General features: G+C 72.2%; 14 protein-coding genes. 8 read left to right on the forward strand and 6 right to left on the reverse strand.

The genetic code is table 11. The features are described 5' to 3' along the window. The first annotated feature begins 296 nt into the window (after positions 1-296). From AB1460_RS05545 to AB1460_RS05555, 3 genes are read left to right on the forward strand one after another with little or no spacing between them, the layout of a single operon-like run. Complete coding sequence (locus AB1460_RS05545) at positions 297-1,571, forward strand: glycosyltransferase family 2 protein (RefSeq protein WP_368959515.1); 1,275 nt, start codon at positions 297-299, stop codon at positions 1,569-1,571. After that, positions 1,568-3,850 (forward strand): right-handed parallel beta-helix repeat-containing protein, encoded by a 2,283-nt coding sequence (locus AB1460_RS05550; protein ID WP_368959516.1) that lies wholly within the window; start codon positions 1,568-1,570, stop codon positions 3,848-3,850. Before AB1460_RS05545 ends, AB1460_RS05550 begins: the two co-directional genes overlap by 4 nt. Beyond that, positions 3,847-5,010 (forward strand): hypothetical protein, encoded by a 1,164-nt coding sequence (locus tag AB1460_RS05555; protein ID WP_368959517.1) that lies wholly within the window; start codon positions 3,847-3,849, stop codon positions 5,008-5,010. The genes AB1460_RS05550 and AB1460_RS05555 overlap by 4 nt, the downstream gene beginning before the upstream one ends. 18 nt (positions 5,011-5,028) lie before the next feature. On the opposite strand, the gene AB1460_RS05560 is transcribed toward AB1460_RS05555, so the two are convergent. After that, positions 5,029-5,271: a hypothetical protein gene (locus AB1460_RS05560; protein WP_018636713.1), complete on the reverse strand. Its 243-nt coding sequence runs from the start codon at positions 5,269-5,271 to the stop codon at positions 5,029-5,031. A gap of 305 nt (positions 5,272-5,576) precedes the next feature. Between AB1460_RS05560 and AB1460_RS05565 the strand changes: the two genes are divergently transcribed. Continuing rightward, positions 5,577-5,966 carry a hypothetical protein gene (locus tag AB1460_RS05565; protein WP_368959518.1) on the forward strand — a complete coding sequence of 130 codons (390 nt, stop codon included), beginning with the start codon at positions 5,577-5,579 and terminating at the stop codon, positions 5,964-5,966. Here the strand turns inward: AB1460_RS05565 and AB1460_RS05570 are convergent. Continuing rightward, on the reverse strand, positions 5,960-6,307 hold the full coding sequence (locus AB1460_RS05570) for an STAS domain-containing protein (RefSeq protein WP_368959519.1): 348 nt from the start codon (positions 6,305-6,307) through the stop codon (positions 5,960-5,962). The two genes, AB1460_RS05565 and AB1460_RS05570, sit on opposite strands and share 7 nt — an antisense overlap. Before the next feature lie 187 nt (positions 6,308-6,494). After that, positions 6,495-8,153 carry a glucose-6-phosphate isomerase gene (pgi, locus tag AB1460_RS05575; RefSeq protein ID WP_368959520.1) on the reverse strand — a complete coding sequence of 553 codons (1,659 nt, stop codon included), beginning with the start codon at positions 8,151-8,153 and terminating at the stop codon, positions 6,495-6,497. A 357-nt stretch (positions 8,154-8,510) separates the two neighbouring features. On the opposite strand from pgi, the gene AB1460_RS05580 reads away from it, so the two are divergent. From AB1460_RS05580 to AB1460_RS05595, 4 genes are all read left to right on the forward strand, one after another. Continuing rightward, entirely contained in the window at positions 8,511-11,207 is a 2,697-nt protein-coding gene (locus tag AB1460_RS05580) for a serine/threonine-protein kinase (protein WP_368959521.1), read from the forward strand. A gap of 15 nt (positions 11,208-11,222) precedes the next feature. Next, complete coding sequence (locus AB1460_RS05585; protein WP_368959522.1) at positions 11,223-13,727, forward strand: serine/threonine-protein kinase; 2,505 nt, start codon at positions 11,223-11,225, stop codon at positions 13,725-13,727. 49 nt (positions 13,728-13,776) lie between these two features. Next, the gene (locus tag AB1460_RS05590) at positions 13,777-15,504 is read left to right on the forward strand and encodes an FAD-binding oxidoreductase (protein ID WP_368959523.1); all 1,728 of its coding nucleotides are present in this window, start codon (positions 13,777-13,779) and stop codon (positions 15,502-15,504) included. A gap of 520 nt (positions 15,505-16,024) precedes the next feature. Further along, complete coding sequence (locus tag AB1460_RS05595) at positions 16,025-16,183, forward strand: hypothetical protein (RefSeq protein ID WP_006542861.1); 159 nt, start codon at positions 16,025-16,027, stop codon at positions 16,181-16,183. 47 nt (positions 16,184-16,230) lie between these two features. On the opposite strand, the gene AB1460_RS05600 is transcribed toward AB1460_RS05595, so the two are convergent. The 3 genes from AB1460_RS05600 to AB1460_RS05610 form a co-directional block, all read right to left on the reverse strand. Then, on the reverse strand, positions 16,231-17,229 hold the full coding sequence (locus tag AB1460_RS05600) for an NlpC/P60 family protein (RefSeq protein ID WP_368959524.1): 999 nt from the start codon (positions 17,227-17,229) through the stop codon (positions 16,231-16,233). Between the two features lie 47 nt (positions 17,230-17,276). Further along, positions 17,277-17,912: a hypothetical protein gene (locus AB1460_RS05605; protein ID WP_368959525.1), complete on the reverse strand. Its 636-nt coding sequence runs from the start codon at positions 17,910-17,912 to the stop codon at positions 17,277-17,279. 74 nt (positions 17,913-17,986) lie between these two features. After that, complete coding sequence (locus AB1460_RS05610) at positions 17,987-18,178, reverse strand: helix-turn-helix domain-containing protein (RefSeq protein ID WP_071084065.1); 192 nt, start codon at positions 18,176-18,178, stop codon at positions 17,987-17,989. Positions 18,179-18,395 lie beyond the last annotated feature (217 nt).

Consider the following 18,395-nt stretch of genomic DNA (forward strand, 5'->3'; position numbering starts at 1 on the left):
TTCGTCGAGATGAGCGGGGGCCGGCGGCGAGGCACGCATCCCCCCGTGTGTTCGAGGTACTACCTCAAGCGACAAGTTTGCCAGCCCGAGTTACGCCGTTGTGACGGCGGGCCGAACGGGCAGAGTCTGCTGCTACTGTTCTGGCGGCTCAGCAAATAACACGTCTGAGCTACCACCGACGGGGGCGGTGGGGGCCGTGAACCTGCAGGCTGGCGCGCCTGTCGGTTCACCGTGCCCGTTCCTGCCCGTGCCCCGGCGTTCTCGGTAGCCGGCGTTCGGGGGGAGCGAAACCAGGCATGGAGTGGCTCGGCGACGCGGTGCAGTTCGTCCGCGATCACAGATCTCTGATCCCGCTCGGCATCGCCGGCGCCGTGTCCTGGGTGGTGTGGCTCAGCCGGCGGCTCCTCTCGACCAGGTACAAGCCCGTCCGGAACAACTTCCGGACAACCACGTCGGTCGTCGTCCCGTCCTTCCGGGAGGATCCCGACGTCCTGATCCGCTGCCTGGAGACCTGGCTCATCCAGGAGCCGAACGAGATCATCATCATCCCCGACGTCGAGGACCGGGATCTGATCGACCGCCTCGCCCGGCGTGCCGATCCGACGGTGCGGGTGATCCCCTTCATCCACGAGGGCAAGCGCTCGGCGCTCGGGGTCGGCCTGTCGGCCGCGTCGATGGAGATCGTCGTGCTCTGCGACTCCGACACCGCCTGGGAGCCGGGTCTGCTCGCCGCCGTCCAGATGCCGTTCATCGACCCGCAGGTCGGCGGGGTCGGCACCCGCCAGAACGTGTACGAGCCGCGGAGCAGCGTGTGGCGCCGGGTCGCGAACTGGCTCGTTGACATCCGCTACCTCGACTACGTGCCCGCGCAGGGCCGGGTCGGGGCCGTCGCCTGCCTGTCCGGGCGCACCGCGGCCTACCGGCGCTCGGCGATCCTGCCCGTGCTGCACAACCTGGAGCACGAGTTCTTCCTCGGCCGGCGGTGCATCGCCGGTGACGACGGGCGGCTGACCTGGCTCGTGCTCGCCTCCGGCTACCGGACGATGCACCAGCACACGGCACGTGCCATGTCGATGTTCCCGGACAACCTGCGGGCCTTCCTGAAGCAGCGGGTCCGCTGGAGCCGGAACTCCTACCGGACCTACCTGACGGCCATCTACAAGGGCTGGCTGTGGCGGCAGCCCCTGATCACGCAGATCAGTGTGCTGCAGATCGTGCTCACGCCGGTGACGATGGGCGTGGCGATGACCTACTTCGTCCTGTGGATGTTCCGGCCGGAGCCGAACGCTCCGATCATCGCGGTCGCCTGGCTGCTGCTCGGACGACTCATCCGCGGGCTCTCTCACCTACGGGAGCATCCCCGCGACATCTTCATCCTCCCCCTCACCGTACTGATGATCATCATCATCGCGCTGCCGATCAAGGCCTGGGCCCTCGTCTCGATGAACAAGCAGGGCTGGCTGACCCGACGCTCCGACCTGATCGGCGGCGAGGGACAGACCGACGCCTCCACCCGAACCGGCCCGGCAGCCCGCCCGGCGGCCGCCACAGCGACGGGCGGAGCCCGATGACCCCGACCCCGACGACCCCGCGGTGGAAGCCCCGCACCGCCCTGGCCGCCCTCGCGCCGCTGGCAGTACTGGCGGCGGTGACGGCGCTGACCACCCTGACCGCGCTGCCGGCGCAGGCGAAGCCGGTGCCGCCACTGCCTCCGGTCAGTTCCGGGGACGCGAAGCAACAGTCCGTCCTGGTCGACGCCGAGGACATCCGGATGCGGTCCATGTTCGAGCGGTTCGGCGTGCTGACCGCGCCGACCCTCGTCGAGGTCGCCGGCAGCCAGCCCACCCTGCTGTTGCCTGCCCGCGGGGCCCCCTACAGCGCCGAGGACGTCATCGCCGCCGGCGGCGGGCGGCACGAGGTGGACGGGGCCGTGCTGTTCACCGCGCACGTCCTGGTCGGCCCGCAGGCCCGGCTGGTGATCGACGCCAGCGTCGGCACGCTGCGGCTGGCGAGCGGCGCAGCCGGCTTCACCTCGGTGGCAACCTGGCGCGGCGGGCTGGAGTTCGCCGGTGCGACCCCGGACAACCCGCTGACCGTCATCGGCTGGGACGTCCAGAACCTCGAACCGGACAGCCTCACCGCGGACGGCCGCTCCTACCTTCGCACCATGGGCGGCGAGCTGATCCTGCGCAACGTCAGCGCCAACCACCTGGGTTTCTGGAACGGCCGGACCGGCGGTGTCGCCTGGACGGGAAGCAAGGGCGAGCCGAGTACCGGCGGGGCGGCGAACTCGACGTTCAGCAACAACATCTACGGGGCCTATGTCTCGGGCAGCGAGGGCATCCAGATGATCGGGGTGCGCCTGATCGACAACGAGCGCTCCGGCCTCGCCGTGCACCGCGACGCGATCACAACCCTCGTGTCGGGGGTCACCGCCGCCCGCAACCACGGTGACGGCATGACCATCGACCGGGCCTCGGGCTCGCGGGTGATGCGCAGCACGGTCGCCGACAACAGCGGCGACGGCATCTCCCTGGACGGCCGTGGCCTCGGTGTGATCGCCACTGCGACCGGCGTCCAGATCAACCAGATCAGGGACACACTGATCGAGGAGAACACCGTCTCGGCGAACGGGCGTTACGGGATCAGGGTCGTCGGCGGCGAGAACACGATCGTCCGGAAGAACACGATCAGTGACGGGCAGCTCGGCATCATTGTCAAGAGCGGCGCGAACGGCACCCAGGTCACCGGCAACACCATCACCGGGCCGGACGAGGCCGGCATCCAGGTCGGGCCGGACGCCCGCCGCACCGCGATCACCGAGAACGAGGTGTCCGACAGTCGCCTGGGGGTGATCACCCAGGAGGCGACGACGAACATCATCAGCCGGAACAAGGTCCGCGATGCCACCGAGTTCGCGATCACCGTCCGCGGGCCCGCGGACAACACCGCCATCCAGTGGAACACCCTCGCCGGCGAGGGGTGGCGTGCCGTCGACATCCGCAAGGCCCTCGGGGTCCGCGAGGCCGACGTGCACCACAACAACGCGGACGGCTGGGTGGAACGCGAGCCGCAGCACTGGTACACGCTGATCCGCCGGCATCCGGCGCTGGTCGTGTGGGGCGCCGTCGCGCTGTTCCCCATCCTCGGTGCCTGGACCCGGCACCGGGCCCGGCGTCGCCCGCCGAGGCACCCCTACCCCGAGTCCGAACTGCTGGTCCGGCGGCTCACCGGCGGCACGATGCGCCCGGATGCCGCCTACTCCGGCATTCCCGGCCAGCGCGGCGCCGCCGACGACCTCGCCCCGGCCGCATTCGGCCCAACTCCGTACGGCGCGGCCCCGTTCGGCCCGGCCGCGCTCGTGCCGGTCGCCGGGAGCACCAGGACAGCTCCGGCCGGGACCGCCGTCGCCACATCCACCGCGCTCGCGCCGGTGGGTGCCGGCGCGGCGGGCAGGGCCGGCGCGGCTGGCAGGGACCCGGCCAGCCCCGTGCTCCCCCAGGCACGGCAGCCACGGCGCTCCACCCGCCCGCGGATCGACACCGCGGACACCGGCCCGCACGGAACGGGAATGACCGGCCGGCCCTTCGACGGCGCCGATCACAGCGCCGGACCAGCCCAGTGGCCCCGCACCGACTGGCCGGGCGGCCCGGCGGCACCCGAACCCGGACCGGCCGCCCGCGGGCCCGGCAGCCGGTGGGCGGACGGCCGCCTCCCCGAACCGTCCCGGCCGGCCCCCGAGCCGTACACCGAGCCGCCGGCACCGCACCCGCACACCGAGCCGCCGACACCGGCCACCGGCCCACACCACCGGCGCCGCCGGCGCTCCAGAGGGGACCACACGAAATGACGACCGCCCGCTCGGCCCGACCCCACCGCCGGACCGCGCGGCTGGCCGCGACCGGCGTCCTGGTGGCGGTCGCGGTCGCTCTGACCTCCTGCGGCTCGGACGGGTCCGGCTCCGGCGCGGCGCGCACCCCGGCCCCGGAGGAGACGGAGAGCCCCCTCGAAGTCGCGCCGTCCCGGCCCGCTCCCTCGCCGCGGGCCAGCACGGCCGCACCGACCGCCGCCGCGGCCACCGCCGGGGTCGAACGGGTCGCATGCCCGTCCGACGGGACCACCGTCACCGACGCCGGTGACCTGCGCAGTGCCCTCGCCGCAGCGAAGCCGGGTGACGTCATCCAGATCGCCGACGGCGTCTACCGGGGGGCGTTCAAGCTCACCGCCTCGGGCACGGAGGCCGAGCCGATCTGGCTGTGCGGGTCGGCGGACGCCGTCCTCGACGGCAAGGACGACGACGGTGACGACGACGCCAAGTACGTGCTGCACCTGGAAGGGGCGTCCTGGGTGCGGGTGGTCGGCTTCTCCGTGCGCAACGGCCAGAAGGGGGTGATCGGGGACGACGTCCAGCATTCGACCATCGCCCAGCTCCACGTCACCACGATCGGCGACGAGGCCATTCACCTGCGCACCGCGAGTTCGGACAACATGGTCATCGGCAACGTCATCCGGGACACCGGCAACCGCCGGGAGAAGTTCGGTGAGGGCGTCTACATCGGCAGCGCCGAGAGCAACTGGTGCACCTACACCGACTGCCAGCCCGACCGCAGTGACCGCAACGCGGTGATCGGCAACGACATCGCCGGGACGACGTCGGAGAACATCGACATCAAGGAGGGAACCACCGGCGGGGTGATCCGCGGCAACACCCTCTCCTCGGACGCGCTCGTCGAAGCCGACTCCTGGATCGACGTGAAGGGCAACGGCTGGCTCGTCGAGGACAACATCGGCGTCGGCGGCGGCACGCTGGAGGACGGCATCCAGACCCATGTCATCGACGAGGGCTGGGGCCGGCAGAACACCTTCCGCCGCAACACCCTCGCCGTGAACGCGACGGGCTTCGGCGTGTACATCCACGAGCCTGACCGGTCCCAGAACATCGTGGCCTGCGACAACGAGGTGACGGGTGCGCAGTCCGGCCCGTTCAACATCGACTGCACCCGCGGCTGACGCCGGCCGGCTGGAAGATCAGGGGACCATGGCGCGCAGGCGAACCTGCTCCTGCAGCCAGTAAAGCTCCTGGGCCCACAGGCGCAGCCGGGCGACGGCCGTGAGCTGCGCCGCCAGCGCACGGGCGACCAGGGGCCGGGCCAGGTGCTGCGAGGATTCGGGCGGCCACGGCCAGTCGGGGTCGTCCTGCGCCGCGCGCCGGTAGGCTGCCCCGCACAGCGCGACCTCGGCGAGGGCGAAGTCGACCTGCTCGGTCACCATCGTCAGTCGGGCGCGTAGGTCCTCGGTGGTGATGGTGAGCCTCCCCTGCGGTCCCGGAGATCAGCCGGCCGGGCGGATGTCGTCGGGGCAGGAGGACATCCCTCAGGGAAGAGTACGAGCAGTGGGGTCGGCTGCGCAGCACCGGATTGCCCACACTCCGGCGACCGGCACGCCGGGTGGGTGATTACCCGACACGGGTGAGTGAGAGGTCCGCGCCGCCCGGAGCGTGAACTGACCTCCAGGTCGGGTAAGCGAACCTGCGGGGCGCCAACCCGGCGCCCGGACACCCGATCTCTGGGGGACCGGTGGACCTGACCTCGTCCGAAATCCTGATCATGCTCAGCTTCCCGCTCCTCGCGATGATCGGGATGCTGATGATGAGCAGGCTGGAACAGAGCCTCTCCTCCGCGGGGCGGGCCGCCCGCGCGGCCGCCTCCGACGCCGTGCCGGCCACCGAAAGCGCACCGGTGGACACCGCGGGCGCGCCGTCCACCGGCCCGATGCCGGCCAGCCCCGCGATGCCGGCCGGCTCTCCGGTAGCAGTCGGCTCTCCGGTGCCGGCCGTTGCAAGCGTGACCGGCGTGACCGTCGTGACCGGCGGAAGCGCGACCGCCGTTCCCCTGACGGGAGCGGTTCCGGCCGGTGGTCTGTCCCTGGGCGCTGGTGGGGTGGCGGCGTGCCCTTCGGGTCAGTAGCCGCGGCGGCGGCCGGCCTCCTCGACCCGTAGCCGACCGGAGAGACCAGTCTCGCGGACAAGCTCACTGAAGGCGGGGGACGCCGCGCGGATGCGCAGTTCGGTGTGGACGCGGCGGAGCAGAAGCTCTGCCCGCAGGAGCGCGGCCAGGCCCGCGATGTCCACGGCTGCCAGGTCGCCGACGTCCACCGTCACCAGGCCGCCGCCCCGGCCCAGAAGCTCTCCGATCTGCTCGCGGAACCGCAGCCGGCCGACGGTGTCGAACTCGCCGCCGAGCTCGATGACGACGTCGTCCCCGGTTCGCCGCACCGTCATCCGCGTGACTGTCGACTCGACCCGCATGCCTGTCGCCCCCCGGAGATCTCCGTCCGTCACAGCACGGGCGTCATCCCGTCGGCTGGTCACCGAGAGTAACATAGCATCAGCTAATCGTTGAACTACTGTTACTCATTGCCTGACCAGGGGCGGTGCCAGCCACAGACGGTGCCAGCCGCAGACGGTGCCGGCTCAGGCCACAGACGGTGCCAGCTCAGACGGTGCCGGTACGGAACCGCTCGATGAGGGCGTTGGTGGAGCTGTCGTGCCGCAGGGGGGCGGCGGGGTCGGTCAGCTCGGGGATGATCCGCCCGGCCAGCACCTTGCCCAACTCGACTCCCCACTGGTCGAAGCTGTTGACGCCCCAGATGACACCCTGCGTGAAGACCTTGTGCTCGTACAGTGCCACCAGCTGGCCGAGAGTGAAGGGGGTCAGGGCGGGGACCAGCAGCGTGTTCGTCGGCCGGTTCCCGGCGAACGTCCGGTGCGGGACCAGTTCCGGCGCCACCCCCTCGGCCGCCACCTCCTCGGAGGTCTTCCCGAAGGCGAGCGCCTCGGTCTGGGCGAAGAAGTTGGCCATCAGCAGGGCGTGCTGGTCGACATCGCCGACACCCGCGTGGTTCGGGCGCACGAAGCCGATGAAGTCGGCCGGGACGACGGTCGTCCCCTGGTGCAGGAGCTGGAAGTAGGCGTGCTGACCGTTCGTCCCCGGTGTGCCCCACACCACCGGGCCCGTCGGCACCTGTACGGGCCGGCCTTCAAGATCAACTGACTTGCCGTTACTTTCCATGTCAAGCTGCTGCAGGTACGCGGCGAAACGGTCCAGGTACTGACTGTAGGGAAGTACCGCGTGCGCCTGGGAGCCGAAGAAGTCCCGGTACCACAGGCCGAGCAGCCCGAGCAGGACCGGCAGGTTCCGCTCGAACGGCGTGTTCCGGAAGTGGACGTCCATCGCGTGGAATCCGGCAAGCATCTCCCGGAAGTGGCCGGGACCGATGGCGACCATGAGGGACAGGCCGATGGCGGAGTCCATCGAGTACCGGCCGCCCACCCAGTCCCAGAACTCGAACATGTTGGCCGTGTCGATACCGAACTCGGCGACCTTCTCGGCGTTCGTGGAGACCGCGACGAAATGCGACGAGACCGCCTCCTCGCCGAGTGACGCCGTCAGCCAGGAGCGGGCCGCCCGGGCGTTCGCGAGGGTCTCCAGTGTCGTGAACGTCTTCGACGCGACGATGAAGAGGGTCGTCGCCGGGTCGAGGTCGTGGGTCGCCTCCCAGATGTCGGTCGGGTCGACGTTGGAGACGAACCGGACCGTGATCGACCGGTCGGAGTAGTCGCGAAGCGCCTGGCAGGCCATGGCCGGCCCGAGGTCGGAGCCGCCGATACCGATGTTCACGACAGTGGTGATGTGCTCGCCCGTCGCACCCGTCCACACCCCGGAGCGGACCCGGTCCGCGAACGCGGACATCCGGTCGAGCACCGCGTGCACCTCGGGGACCACGTCGGCGCCGTCCACCCGGATGACGTCACCGGCGGGGGCGCGCAGCGCGACGTGCAGGACGGGCCGGTTCTCGGTCACGTTGACCCGCTCGCCGCCGAACATCGCCTCGATGCGGGCACCGAGCCCGGCGCGGTTGGCCAGGGCCACCAGCAGTTCGATCGTCCGCGCGGTGACGATGTTCTTGGAATAGTCCAGGTGGAGTCCGTCCGAGTCGACACTGAATGACGCGGCACGGTTCTGGTCGTCGGCAAAGAGCTGGCGCAGCGTCACCGCGGAGAGCTCCGCGTGGTGCGCGGTCAGCGCGGCCCATTCCGGGGTCTGCTGCGCACCCGCTCCAGCGGTGAGGGCGGTGGGCTCGGTGTTCACCATGACGTGGGGCCCTTCCTCGGCGGGGAGTTCGGAGGCAGTGCTGTCGTGCGGCCGCGTTCCCGGGATCCCCCGGCACGCGCGCACGGCCGAACACCTGTCGACGACGCCCAGCATGCTGCAGTCGCGCATCTGACGCGTCTGCCGGGTCGCTACCCAGGGCGGAATGGGGGGTATGAGGCCGTAGGATCGCCGAGAACGCGCCGAAGCACCCCGGATTGGCCATCCAACGCGGCACCACCAGACGAACCAACCGCGGGGCTGCCCACGCACAATCCCGCACGATGTGGCCCTCGGGATGTCACCACCGCACGGTGGTTGTGGTGACCGCCCGGCAGCCGGTGACGGACGGAACCGACCTTGCTTATCGACAGATCTCTCGTGGAGGCGGCGCTCCCTGGCTACGCGGTCGAGGGAGACCTCGGCAAGGGGGGCTACGGCCTCGTGCTCGCCGGCCAGCACCGGCTCATCGGCCGCAAGGTGGCCATCAAGATCCTCCTTGACACCAGCGACGACCCGGATCTACGCGCGCGTTTCCTCTCCGAGGCCCGCGTGCTCGCGGAGCTCGACCACCCGCACATCGTGCGCATCCACGACTACGTGGAGCACCAGGGCACCTGCCTGCTGGTGATGGAGCTGCTCTCCGGCGGCACACTCAAGCAGCGCATCACCGCCGGGAAGCTCACCCCGGAGACCATCTGCTCCATCGGCATCGCCGCGGCCGCCGCGCTCGCCACGGCGCACAGCCAGGGCGTGCTGCACCGCGACGTCAAGCCCGACAACATCATGTTTGACGGCTCGGGCCTGCTCAAGGTCACCGACTTCGGCATCGCGAAGATCTTCGACGGGGCGGAGACCACGGCCAGCGCCATCCTCGGCACGCCCCGCTACATGGCCCCCGAGCAGATCATGGGCGGGCGGCTCTTCCCCTCCACCGACCTGTACGCGCTGGCCGGCGTCCTGTACGAGATGTTCGCCCAGCGGCCGCTGTTCGGCCGGCAGATGGCGGTCCAGCCGCTGACACACCACCACCTGACCGTGATGCCCGAGCCGCTCACGATGGTGCCCGCCCCGGTCTCCGCCGTGATCATGCGCACGCTGGCCAAGGAGCCCGGCGCGAGGTTCGCCGACGCCGCCGAGTTCGCCCTGGAGCTGGCCCTCGCGAGCTCCCGGGCGTTCGGCCCGAACTGGATCTCCCGCTCGGACGTCAAGCTCAAGGTGGACGACGAGATCCGCGGCGCGATCGGCGGCACCACCAGCAGCAACAGCGGCGGATCCGGGGGCTTCCCGGCCGCCCGCCCCGGCGGGGGCTACCCACCCGGCGGGCCCGGCTATCCGCCGGGGCAGCCTGGCGGCGGCTACCGCGGGCCGATCCCGGGTGGGCCGATCCCGGGTGGGCCGGGCGCCGGCTACCCGGGCATGGGCACGCCGATGCCCGGTGCGGCCCAGCCGGGGCAGGTGCCCGGCGGTCCCGGCCACAGCCAGCCCGGCCACAGCCAGCCCGGCCACAGCCAGCCCGGCTATGGCCAGCCCGGCTATGGCCAGCCCGGCTATGGCCAGCCCGACTACGGGCCACCCGGCGGCAGCACACCCCACCCGCGGCCGTTGACCGGCCCGGCGGGCGCGACACCTCCGTCAGCACCGCTGGCGGCGGGGGGCACTCCCCATCCACGGCCGCTGGGTCCCCCGCCCGGCTCCACGCCGCAGCCGCGGCCGCTCGGGCCGGGCCCCGGGCCCACCCGCCCCTACGCGCCTCCCGGCCAGCAGGGCCCGGGCGCCGCCCGGCCGACCAGCGCGCAGAACTACGCCGGCGCGGGCTGGGGCGGCGCCGGTCAGCGGCCGGCGCCACGACCCGGCGGCGCGGCCGCGGGCGGGCCGGGTCACCGGGCGCCAGGCCAGGGGGACCAGAACCGCAACAACCGCATTCTGATCATCGCGGCCGTTGTCTTCGTCCTCGTGGTGGCGCTGACAGTCGGCATCGTCGCGGCCGCGTCCGGCGGCGGCGGCGACGACGACCGTGCAACCGTGAGCCCGGGCAGTGGTGGGGACAGCCCGGTCGCCGCGGGCACGGCCTACAGCGGGCCGCCGGTCACGGTGCAGGGCCTCAGCCCCTACAGCCTCACCATCGACCCGCAGGGCGCGCTGCTCGTCACCAGCCTCTCCACGGACCGCGTCCAGAAGATCACCAGCACCGGTCAGGTCTCCGATCTCGCCGGCACCGGCTCGGGGGGCTACGCCGGCGACGGCGGGCCCGCCGCGTCCGCGCAGGTCGACGGGCCCGGCTCGGCGGTGCTGGACAAGGACGGCAACATCTACGTCTCGGACGCGCAGAACTTCCGCATCCGGAAGATCACCCCGAACGGGACGATCACCACGATCGCCGGCACCGGCACCAGTGGCTTCTCGGGCGACGGCGGCCAGGCCACGGCCGCACAGCTCGACAGCGCCGAGAAGGTCGCGGTCGGGCCGGACGGGTCGATCTACATCGCCGACTACGAGAACAACCGCATCCGGAAGATCACCCCGGACGGCGTCATCAACACCATCGCCGGCACCGGCACCGAGGGCTTCACCGGCGCCGGTGGCCCCGCCACCGCCGCCACCCTGAACGGGCCGAACGACGTCGCGCTGGCCAGCGACGGCACGCTCTACATCGCCAACCTCGGCAGCAACACCATCCAGAAGATCACTAAGGACGGGATCATCCACACCGTCGCGGGTAACGGCCAGAAGGGCTTCTCGGGCGACAACGGCCCCGCCACCCGGGCGCAGCTGTCCGTCCCGTCCGTGACCCTCGGCCCCGGCGGCGAGGTCTACATCGCCGACTACGGCAACAACCGGGTCCGCAAGGTGGACCCGAACGGGACGATCACCACGATCGCCGGGACGGGCACCGAGGGTTTCTCGGGTGACAACGGCCCCGCCAGCGCCGCCCAGTTCACCGAGCCCAGTTCGGTGGCCATCGACGGCTCTGGCTCGCTCTACATCGCGGACGCCGGCAACGACCGGATCCGGCGCATCGCGCCGAACGGCACGATCACCACGATCGCCCAGTAGGCCGGGGCACGAACCATGACGTCCGTCGACATCGGCCGTGTCGCGGCCGCGCTGACCGGCTACGAGCTCGGGGGGGAGCTCGGGCGGGGCGGTTTCGGGGCGGTGCTCGCCGGTCGCCACCGGCTGATCGACCGGGACGTCGCCGTGAAGGTGCTGCTCGAACCGAGCAGCGGCGGCCACGGCGGGCACGGGAGCGGGTACGGCGACAGCGGAGGCGACCTGCGCGACCGGTTCCTCTCCGAGGCCCGGGTCCTCGCCGGCCTGGACCATCCGCACGTCGTGCGCATCTACGACTACGTCGAGCACGACGGCCTCTGCCTGCTGGTGATGGAGCAGCTGACCGGCGGGAGCCTGAAGCACCGCGCACTCGGCCCGCACGACCCGCGCGCGGGCTGCGCGGTCGGCCTGGCGGCAGCCGGGGCGCTGGCCGCCGCGCATGACCGCGGCGTGCTGCACCGGGACGTCAAGCCGGACAACCTGCTGTTCGCCGCGGACGGCACCCCCAAGGTCACCGACTTCGGGATCGCCAAGATCCTGGAGACCACAGCAGCGACCACGACCGGCCTCGTCGGCACGCCTCGCTACATGGCTCCGGAACAGATCACCGGCGCCCGCCTCGGACCGGGCACCGACCTGTACTCCCTCGGCGTCGTCCTGTACGAACTGCTCGCCGGCCGGACACCGTTCCCCGCGGGCCTGCCCGTGCCCGCGCTGCTGCACCATCACATGTCGGTGGCGCCGCTGCCGCTCACCGAGGCGCCGCCGCCGCTGGCCGCCGTGATCCTCACCGCCCTCGCCAAGGAGCCGGCCTGGCGCCAGCCGACGGCCCACGACTTCGCCCTCGACCTCGCCGCCGCGGCGACGCAGGTGTTCGGCCCCGGCTGGCTCGCGGCCAGCGGTGTGCCGGTGCGCCTCGGCGACGACGTGCTCGCCGCCGCCGGCCACGCCCAGAGCTCGAACCCCACCGCGGCAGAACTGGCCGGCCGCCTCGGCGCTGCCCCGCCGGGCGGCCGCGGCATGCCCGGCTCACCGAGCGGTCACAGCGGGCCCGGCAGGCCGCTCGGGCCGGCGGGCCCCAGCGGCCCGGGTACGGCCCCGGCCCCCATGCCCGGCGGGCCGAGCTGGCCAGGCGGGCCGAGCTGGCCAGGTGGGCCGGGCGGTTCCAGCTGGCCGGGCGGACCGGGCACGCCGAGCGGGCCGGTGCCGACCCGGGTCGACCCGTACGGCGGTGCCACCGGCCCGCGTACCAGGCGGCGGGCGCAGCACCATGGCCCGGGCGGCGGCGGGTACCGGCCCGGACGCGGGACCGTCGTCATCGCCTCGGCCACCGCCGTGGCGCTGCTCGCCGCGGCGATCGGGCTGGGTCTCTGGCTCACGGGCGGCTCCGATCCCGAGCGGCCGGCGTACGCCAGCGGCGAGCCCGTCGAGGTCCAGGGTCTGTACAGCGCGGAGGACGTCAGCATCGGCCCGGACGGGTCGCTCTACACGGTCGACAGCGGCCCGACGTCCGGCGGGCAGGGCCAGGTCCTGCGGCTGCGGCCGGACGGATCCCTGGCCCGGATCGCCGGTGTCGGCCCGCCCGCTCCGACACCCACTCCCACGCCCACGCCGACCGGCGGGCCGTCCGCGTCGACCACCGCGAGCTCGGCGTCGCCGTCGCCGTCGCCCTCCCCGACACCGGTCCTGGGTGACGGCGGGCCGGCTGAGCGCTCGAACCTGATCGGCCCGCACGCCCTCGCGGTCGGCGGTGACGGCGAGGTGTACATCGCCGACACCGACGGCGGCCGGATCCGCCTCGTCGACGGGACGAGGATCACGACGGTCGCCGGCACGGCGCCGGACGAGGGCTTCGGCGGAGCGTCCGGCCAGGCAGCGAAGGCGGCCCTGAGCAGCCCACTCGCGGTGGTGGTCTCCGATGACGGCGTGCTCTACTTCACCGATGGCTACCGCGTCCGAAAGGTCCAGGACGGTCTCATCTCGGTGGTCACCGGCAGCGCCGACACCTGGGGCACGTCCGGTGACGGTGGCCCGGCGGCGGAGGCCATGTTCGCCAAGCCGGCGGGCCTCGCGCTCGCCGACAACGGGGATCTGTACATCTCCGACTACCGCGCCCACACGGTGCGAAAGATCACCCCGGACGGCAAGGTCACGCGCGTCGCGGGCAAGCCGGACGAGTCCGGGCGCTCGGGTGACGGCGGGCAGGCCGTCAACGCCCTGCTCTCCTACCCACAGGACCTCGCGCTCGGTCCGAACGGCGAGCTCTACATCGCCGACTCCGCCAACAACGCGATCCGGGTCGTGTCCGCCGTCGACGGTAAGATCACCACGTTCGCGGGTTCGAGCGAAGCCACCGCGAACATCGCGGACGGCGGCCAGGCCACCGAGACCCGCATGATGCCCCGCGGTCTGGCGGTCGACGTCTCCGGAGCCGTCTACGTCAGCGAGGGTGACGGCGGAGTCAGGCGCATCGGGCCGGACGGCATCGTGTCGACCGTGCTGCGGGCGGCGGAGGAGGATTAAAGCCACGCGCGGGCACGCAGGCGCCCGGGCATCGGACGGAACGGGCGGCATGGTCGACGGGCACGGTGCGGTCGACCGGCGGGAGGCGCTGCGCCTCGCCGGGGTGGGTCTGGCACTGCTGGGTCTTGGCGGGTTCACCGTCGGCGTTGCCGGGTGCGGCGGCGCGAGCGAGGAGAAGCCGACCGAGCGGGACTGGCAGCGTCTCGCGGAGAAGCTCTCCGGCCGCCTGGTCCGGCCAGGCGCGCAGGACTACGCCACCGCGAGCCAGCTCTTCGATCCCGCCTTCGATCAGATCCGGCCACAGGGGATCGCCTACTGTGCCTCGGCTGCCGACGTGGCGGCCAGTCTCGCGTTCGCGCGGTCAGCCGGGATTGCGCTCGCCGCCCGCTCCGGGGGGCACAGCTACGGCGGCTACTCCGCCAGCACCGGCCTGGTCATCGACGTGTCGCTCCTGAACGAGGTCCGCCCGGGGAGCCGCTCGGGTGCGGGCGGCCCCACCGCGGACGGCCCCGCCGCGGACGGCACAGCGGCTGCGGGCATCGCGGCCATCGGCGCGGGAGCCCAGCTCGTCGATGTCTACGACCAGCTCGCGCAGGCGGGGGCGGCGCTTGCTGCCGGCTCCTGCCCGACGGTGGGAGTGGCCGGCCTCACCCTCGGCGGCGGCATCGGGGTTGCCGGCCGGCGCCACGGCCTGACCTGCGACCAGCTGCTCTCCGCCGAGGTGGTCCTCGCCTCCGGCGAGATCATCCGGGTGGACGGCGAGCGTGACGCCGACCTGTTCTGGGCACTGCGCGGGGGCGGGGGCGGCAACTTCGGGGTGGTCACCTCGTTCACGTTCGCCACCTACCAGGCGGTACCTCTGACGATCTTCACCTACCGGTGGCCGTGGGACGCCGCGGCCGATGTGATCGCCGCCTGGCAGGACTGGAACCTGCGGCCGGACGCCCCGGACGAGCTGTGGTCCACCTGTGTCCTCACGAGCACCACGAGCACGGACGGCGCGACCGCGACCGTCCCCGCGATCCGGATCAGCGGCGTGATCAGCGACGTCACCCCCGCCTCCGGCTCCGGCCCGGGCGCACGCACACCACTTGGCGGGTCATCCGGGTCATCCGGGTCATCCGGCTCGGCCACCGCCGTCCCGCGGGCGGCCCAGGACCTGCTCGCCCAGCTGGTGGACGCCGTCGGCCGCGCCCCGTCCTCGGCCTTCGCAGCTCAGCGCGGCCCGCTGGAGGCCATGCTGATCGAAGCCGGCTGCGCGGGCCGGACCGTGGCCCAGTGCCACCTCACCGGTCGCCACCCCGAGGGCATGCTGCCCCGGGTGGCCCAGCTCGCGGCGTCGAACTTCCTCACCGAACCGCTGTCGGGCGCCGGCACCGAGGCACTGCTGGACGCCGTCGAGGCACGCCAGCGGGTGCCCGGCCTGCGCTCAGGCGGCGTCATCCTCGACTCCTGGGGCGGCGCCATCGGGCGGCTGGGCCCGCAGGAGACCGCGTTCGTCCACCGAGACGTGGTCGCGAGCGCGCAGTACATCGCCGGCTACGACCTCGGTGACGACGGCGACCTGCGCGCCCGCAACGCCGGCTGGCTGCGGGACACGGTGGCGGCGCTGGCCCCGCACGTCTCGCGGTCGGCCTACCAGAACTACATCGACCCGCAGCTGACGGACTGGGAGACCGCCTACTACGGGGCGAACCTGCCCCGGCTCCGGTCGGTGAAGCGCGCCTACGACCCGGACAACGTCTTCACCTTCGCGCAGAGCATCCGCCCCGCCTGAGCGGGCACGCGGCGCGACGCTGAACGGGCACACCCCACCACCAACGTCACTCACCGTAGTCAGCTGCCCGACAAGGCTGCCGCTCCAGGCAGGGAGTCGACGTCACCCGCCCGGAACGGTAGGGATCAGTACATCGGTTCGCCGGGGCGTCGGCTACTGGCCGCCCCTGGTCAATCCCCTGTCAGTTCCGTGTCATCGGACGGGCCCGTACCCGGACCCCGATGTCTCCGGCCCAGCAGGGGTTTCCCGGCCGCGGCAACCCTGCTCGATCGGCGGTTCGACACGCCGTCGGAGGCCACGGGGTGGGCTCACGGGCCGACCTCGCGGGCCGTCCCCGCGATCTCCGCGGGCGGGCGGAGGACCACCCGTGGGCCGCGCGGGGACCCCGCCGTGGCACGGCGGTTCCCCTTGCGACCACTACTCAAAGTCAGTACACACATGCTGTCGGCAACCACCGACCGTCACCACAGGCACCGGACCCCCGAGGGCACCGGTTCGCCCACGCTCTTCGGGAGGTCCAATGAAGCAGCTGATCTGGCCGTGGGGTGTGACCATCTTCATCATCTTCTTCATGGTCACCGCCCCCGGCGACGCCGCTGATGTGGTTCACAGCGCATTCGGTGCTCTGGGCACCGTGGCCGACGGGCTCAGCAGTTTCGTCTCGGACGTCGCAGTCTGAGGCCGGGGCCGGGGCGGTGGGGACGCCCCGGCGAGACCGGAAATCCCTCAGAAACTACTGGCCAGGGGACGGGTGACTGCGACCACCGTCGTCCAGTCGGACAGTTCCGAAAGAACAACCCCCCACCGGGCGCCCTTGGCCGCAATTACCTGCCCGTTCCCGACATACATTCCGACATGGCCGGGCGCGAGGGCCGTCCCGTCTGATCCAGGAATGAAGAGAAGGTCCCCCGGCTGCGGCTCGACGGCGGCGACCCGGGGGCCGAACGCAAGCTGATCCGTCGTCACGCGGGGAATGGAGATACCGATCGTCCGGTAAGCAGCCTGCACCAGGGACGAGCAGTCCCACGCGTTGGGCCCGGTAGCGCCCCAGACGTAGGGCTTGCCGATCTGCGACCACATGAAGTCGAGCACCGGCTGGACCGCCTCCACCGACACCTCGGCACCGGTGTCCAGCGCGTCGCCGTACACCTGGGCCTGCGCCAGAATGGTACGCACATAGTTGCGTGTTTCCGGGTAGGGCGGCACACCGGCATAGGCGAGCACGGCACCGGGCCCAGCGTTGTAGGCGGCGAGCATCTTTTCCTGAGCCGAGCCGGGAACGCTCGCCACCGACGCTGCGACAGCGCAGTCGTAACGTGCGGCAGCGGGAATGGCATCGACCGGATTCCACACGTCACCGGTGCCGTGACTGGCCCAGGTGCCAGGCATGAACTGGGCTATTCCCATCGCTCCCACGGGTGACCGGGCCTGCGGGTTGAAGCCCGACTCCTGCCGCAGCTGGGCGGCCAGGATGGCGGGCGTCACCTCGGCGCAGCCGGCCGCGTTCGCCGCATCCGTGATGAGCTGCACGTACTCGGTCGGGATTCCCTCGGAGTTCACGATCGCGCGGCTACCGGTCCGCTGCTCGTCGAGGAACGGCGCGGCGATCAGCAGGATCAGTATGGAGATCAGCAGGAAGACGCCGCCGATGGTGACAAAGCCACCGACGCCCAGCCAGAGCAGCCAGCGCCCTCCGCGGCCCGGTCGCCGCGACGTTCCCACCATGCCCGTCGCCCGCCTCTGCCCGTCGCGTGTCCGTACTACCGGCCCGACTACCGGCCCGGCGCGTCGCCGGCGGCGTTCGCCAGGTCGGCGCCGGCGATCCGCCAGGTGCCATCCGTGCCGGCCAGCATCGTGACCGCCGGTGTCGAGACGGTGATCTCGGGCTGGCCGTCGTTCGAGGCCGTCTCTCTGCGCACATTCAGCAGGAGCGCCACCTGCCCGGATGTGGTGGTGTCGGCCGCTCCGACGGGTGTGACCGCGAGCACCGTGACCGCCGACCGGGTGCCGGCGGCCCGCAGTTCCTGCCAGGCACGATCAGCCTGAGGGTCGTCCCGCCCCCCGTCCGTGCCGTCCACACCCCCACCCGGGCCGGATGCCCCGGTGAGCTTCGCGGCGAAGTCCGGGGTGAGGCAGTCGCGGGCCCGCTCGACCCCGGCCACCGGGCCGGCGTCGGTGCGCGCGTCGAAGGACTGCCACTTCTGAAAGCAGTCCCGGGCCACAGCCTGTGGATCTGTGGGATCAACCGTGGCCTGAGGTTCGGCGGTGGCGGTCGCGAGCGGCGGGCCGGGCGCCTGGCTGGCCCCCGGTGGCGGCCCACTGGTCGGCGACGGCGCCGGCTCGGTCGAAGCATCGTCGAGCGCCGCGCAGCCCACCGCCGTAACCAGGACGAGAGAGATCAATGTCACGCAACGGGCAAGGGGGTGGCACCAGGCGCTATCAGTGTGCCGAACTGGTGTTCCTCCCTCGTGCCCGCGTGGTCTCACTCGTGGCCGTCCAGCCAGTCCCGAACCCGGCCGCGCCGGATCCGCCACTGATGACCCACCTTGCGCGCGGGGATCGCCCGCTCGGACAGGAGCTTGAGCACGGTGCTCTCGGAAAGCCGCAACCACGACACCAGCTCGTCGACGGTCAGCACCTCGTCGTCGTCCGCCGGGCGGCTGGAGCTCGGCATCCTCGCAGGTGGAGAACTCGAGACCACGGGAGACGCCGCCGGCTCGGCGGTCCTCGCCGCCGGCCGGGCGGGCATGCGCGGCGGGCGCGGCGGGCGCGACGAGGCCGCCGGAAAGCCGTCCTGCACCACCCAGGGCCCCCTTCTCGACCGGCGTCAACCAGCCGTTGTGCACCGGCGAGGGAGGCTAACACCGCAATGCCTGCCCTGGCGAGCCCCA

The sequence above is a fragment of the Parafrankia sp. FMc2 genome (assembly GCF_041008525.1).
GTDB lineage: Bacteria > Actinomycetota > Actinomycetes > Frankiales > Frankiaceae > Parafrankia.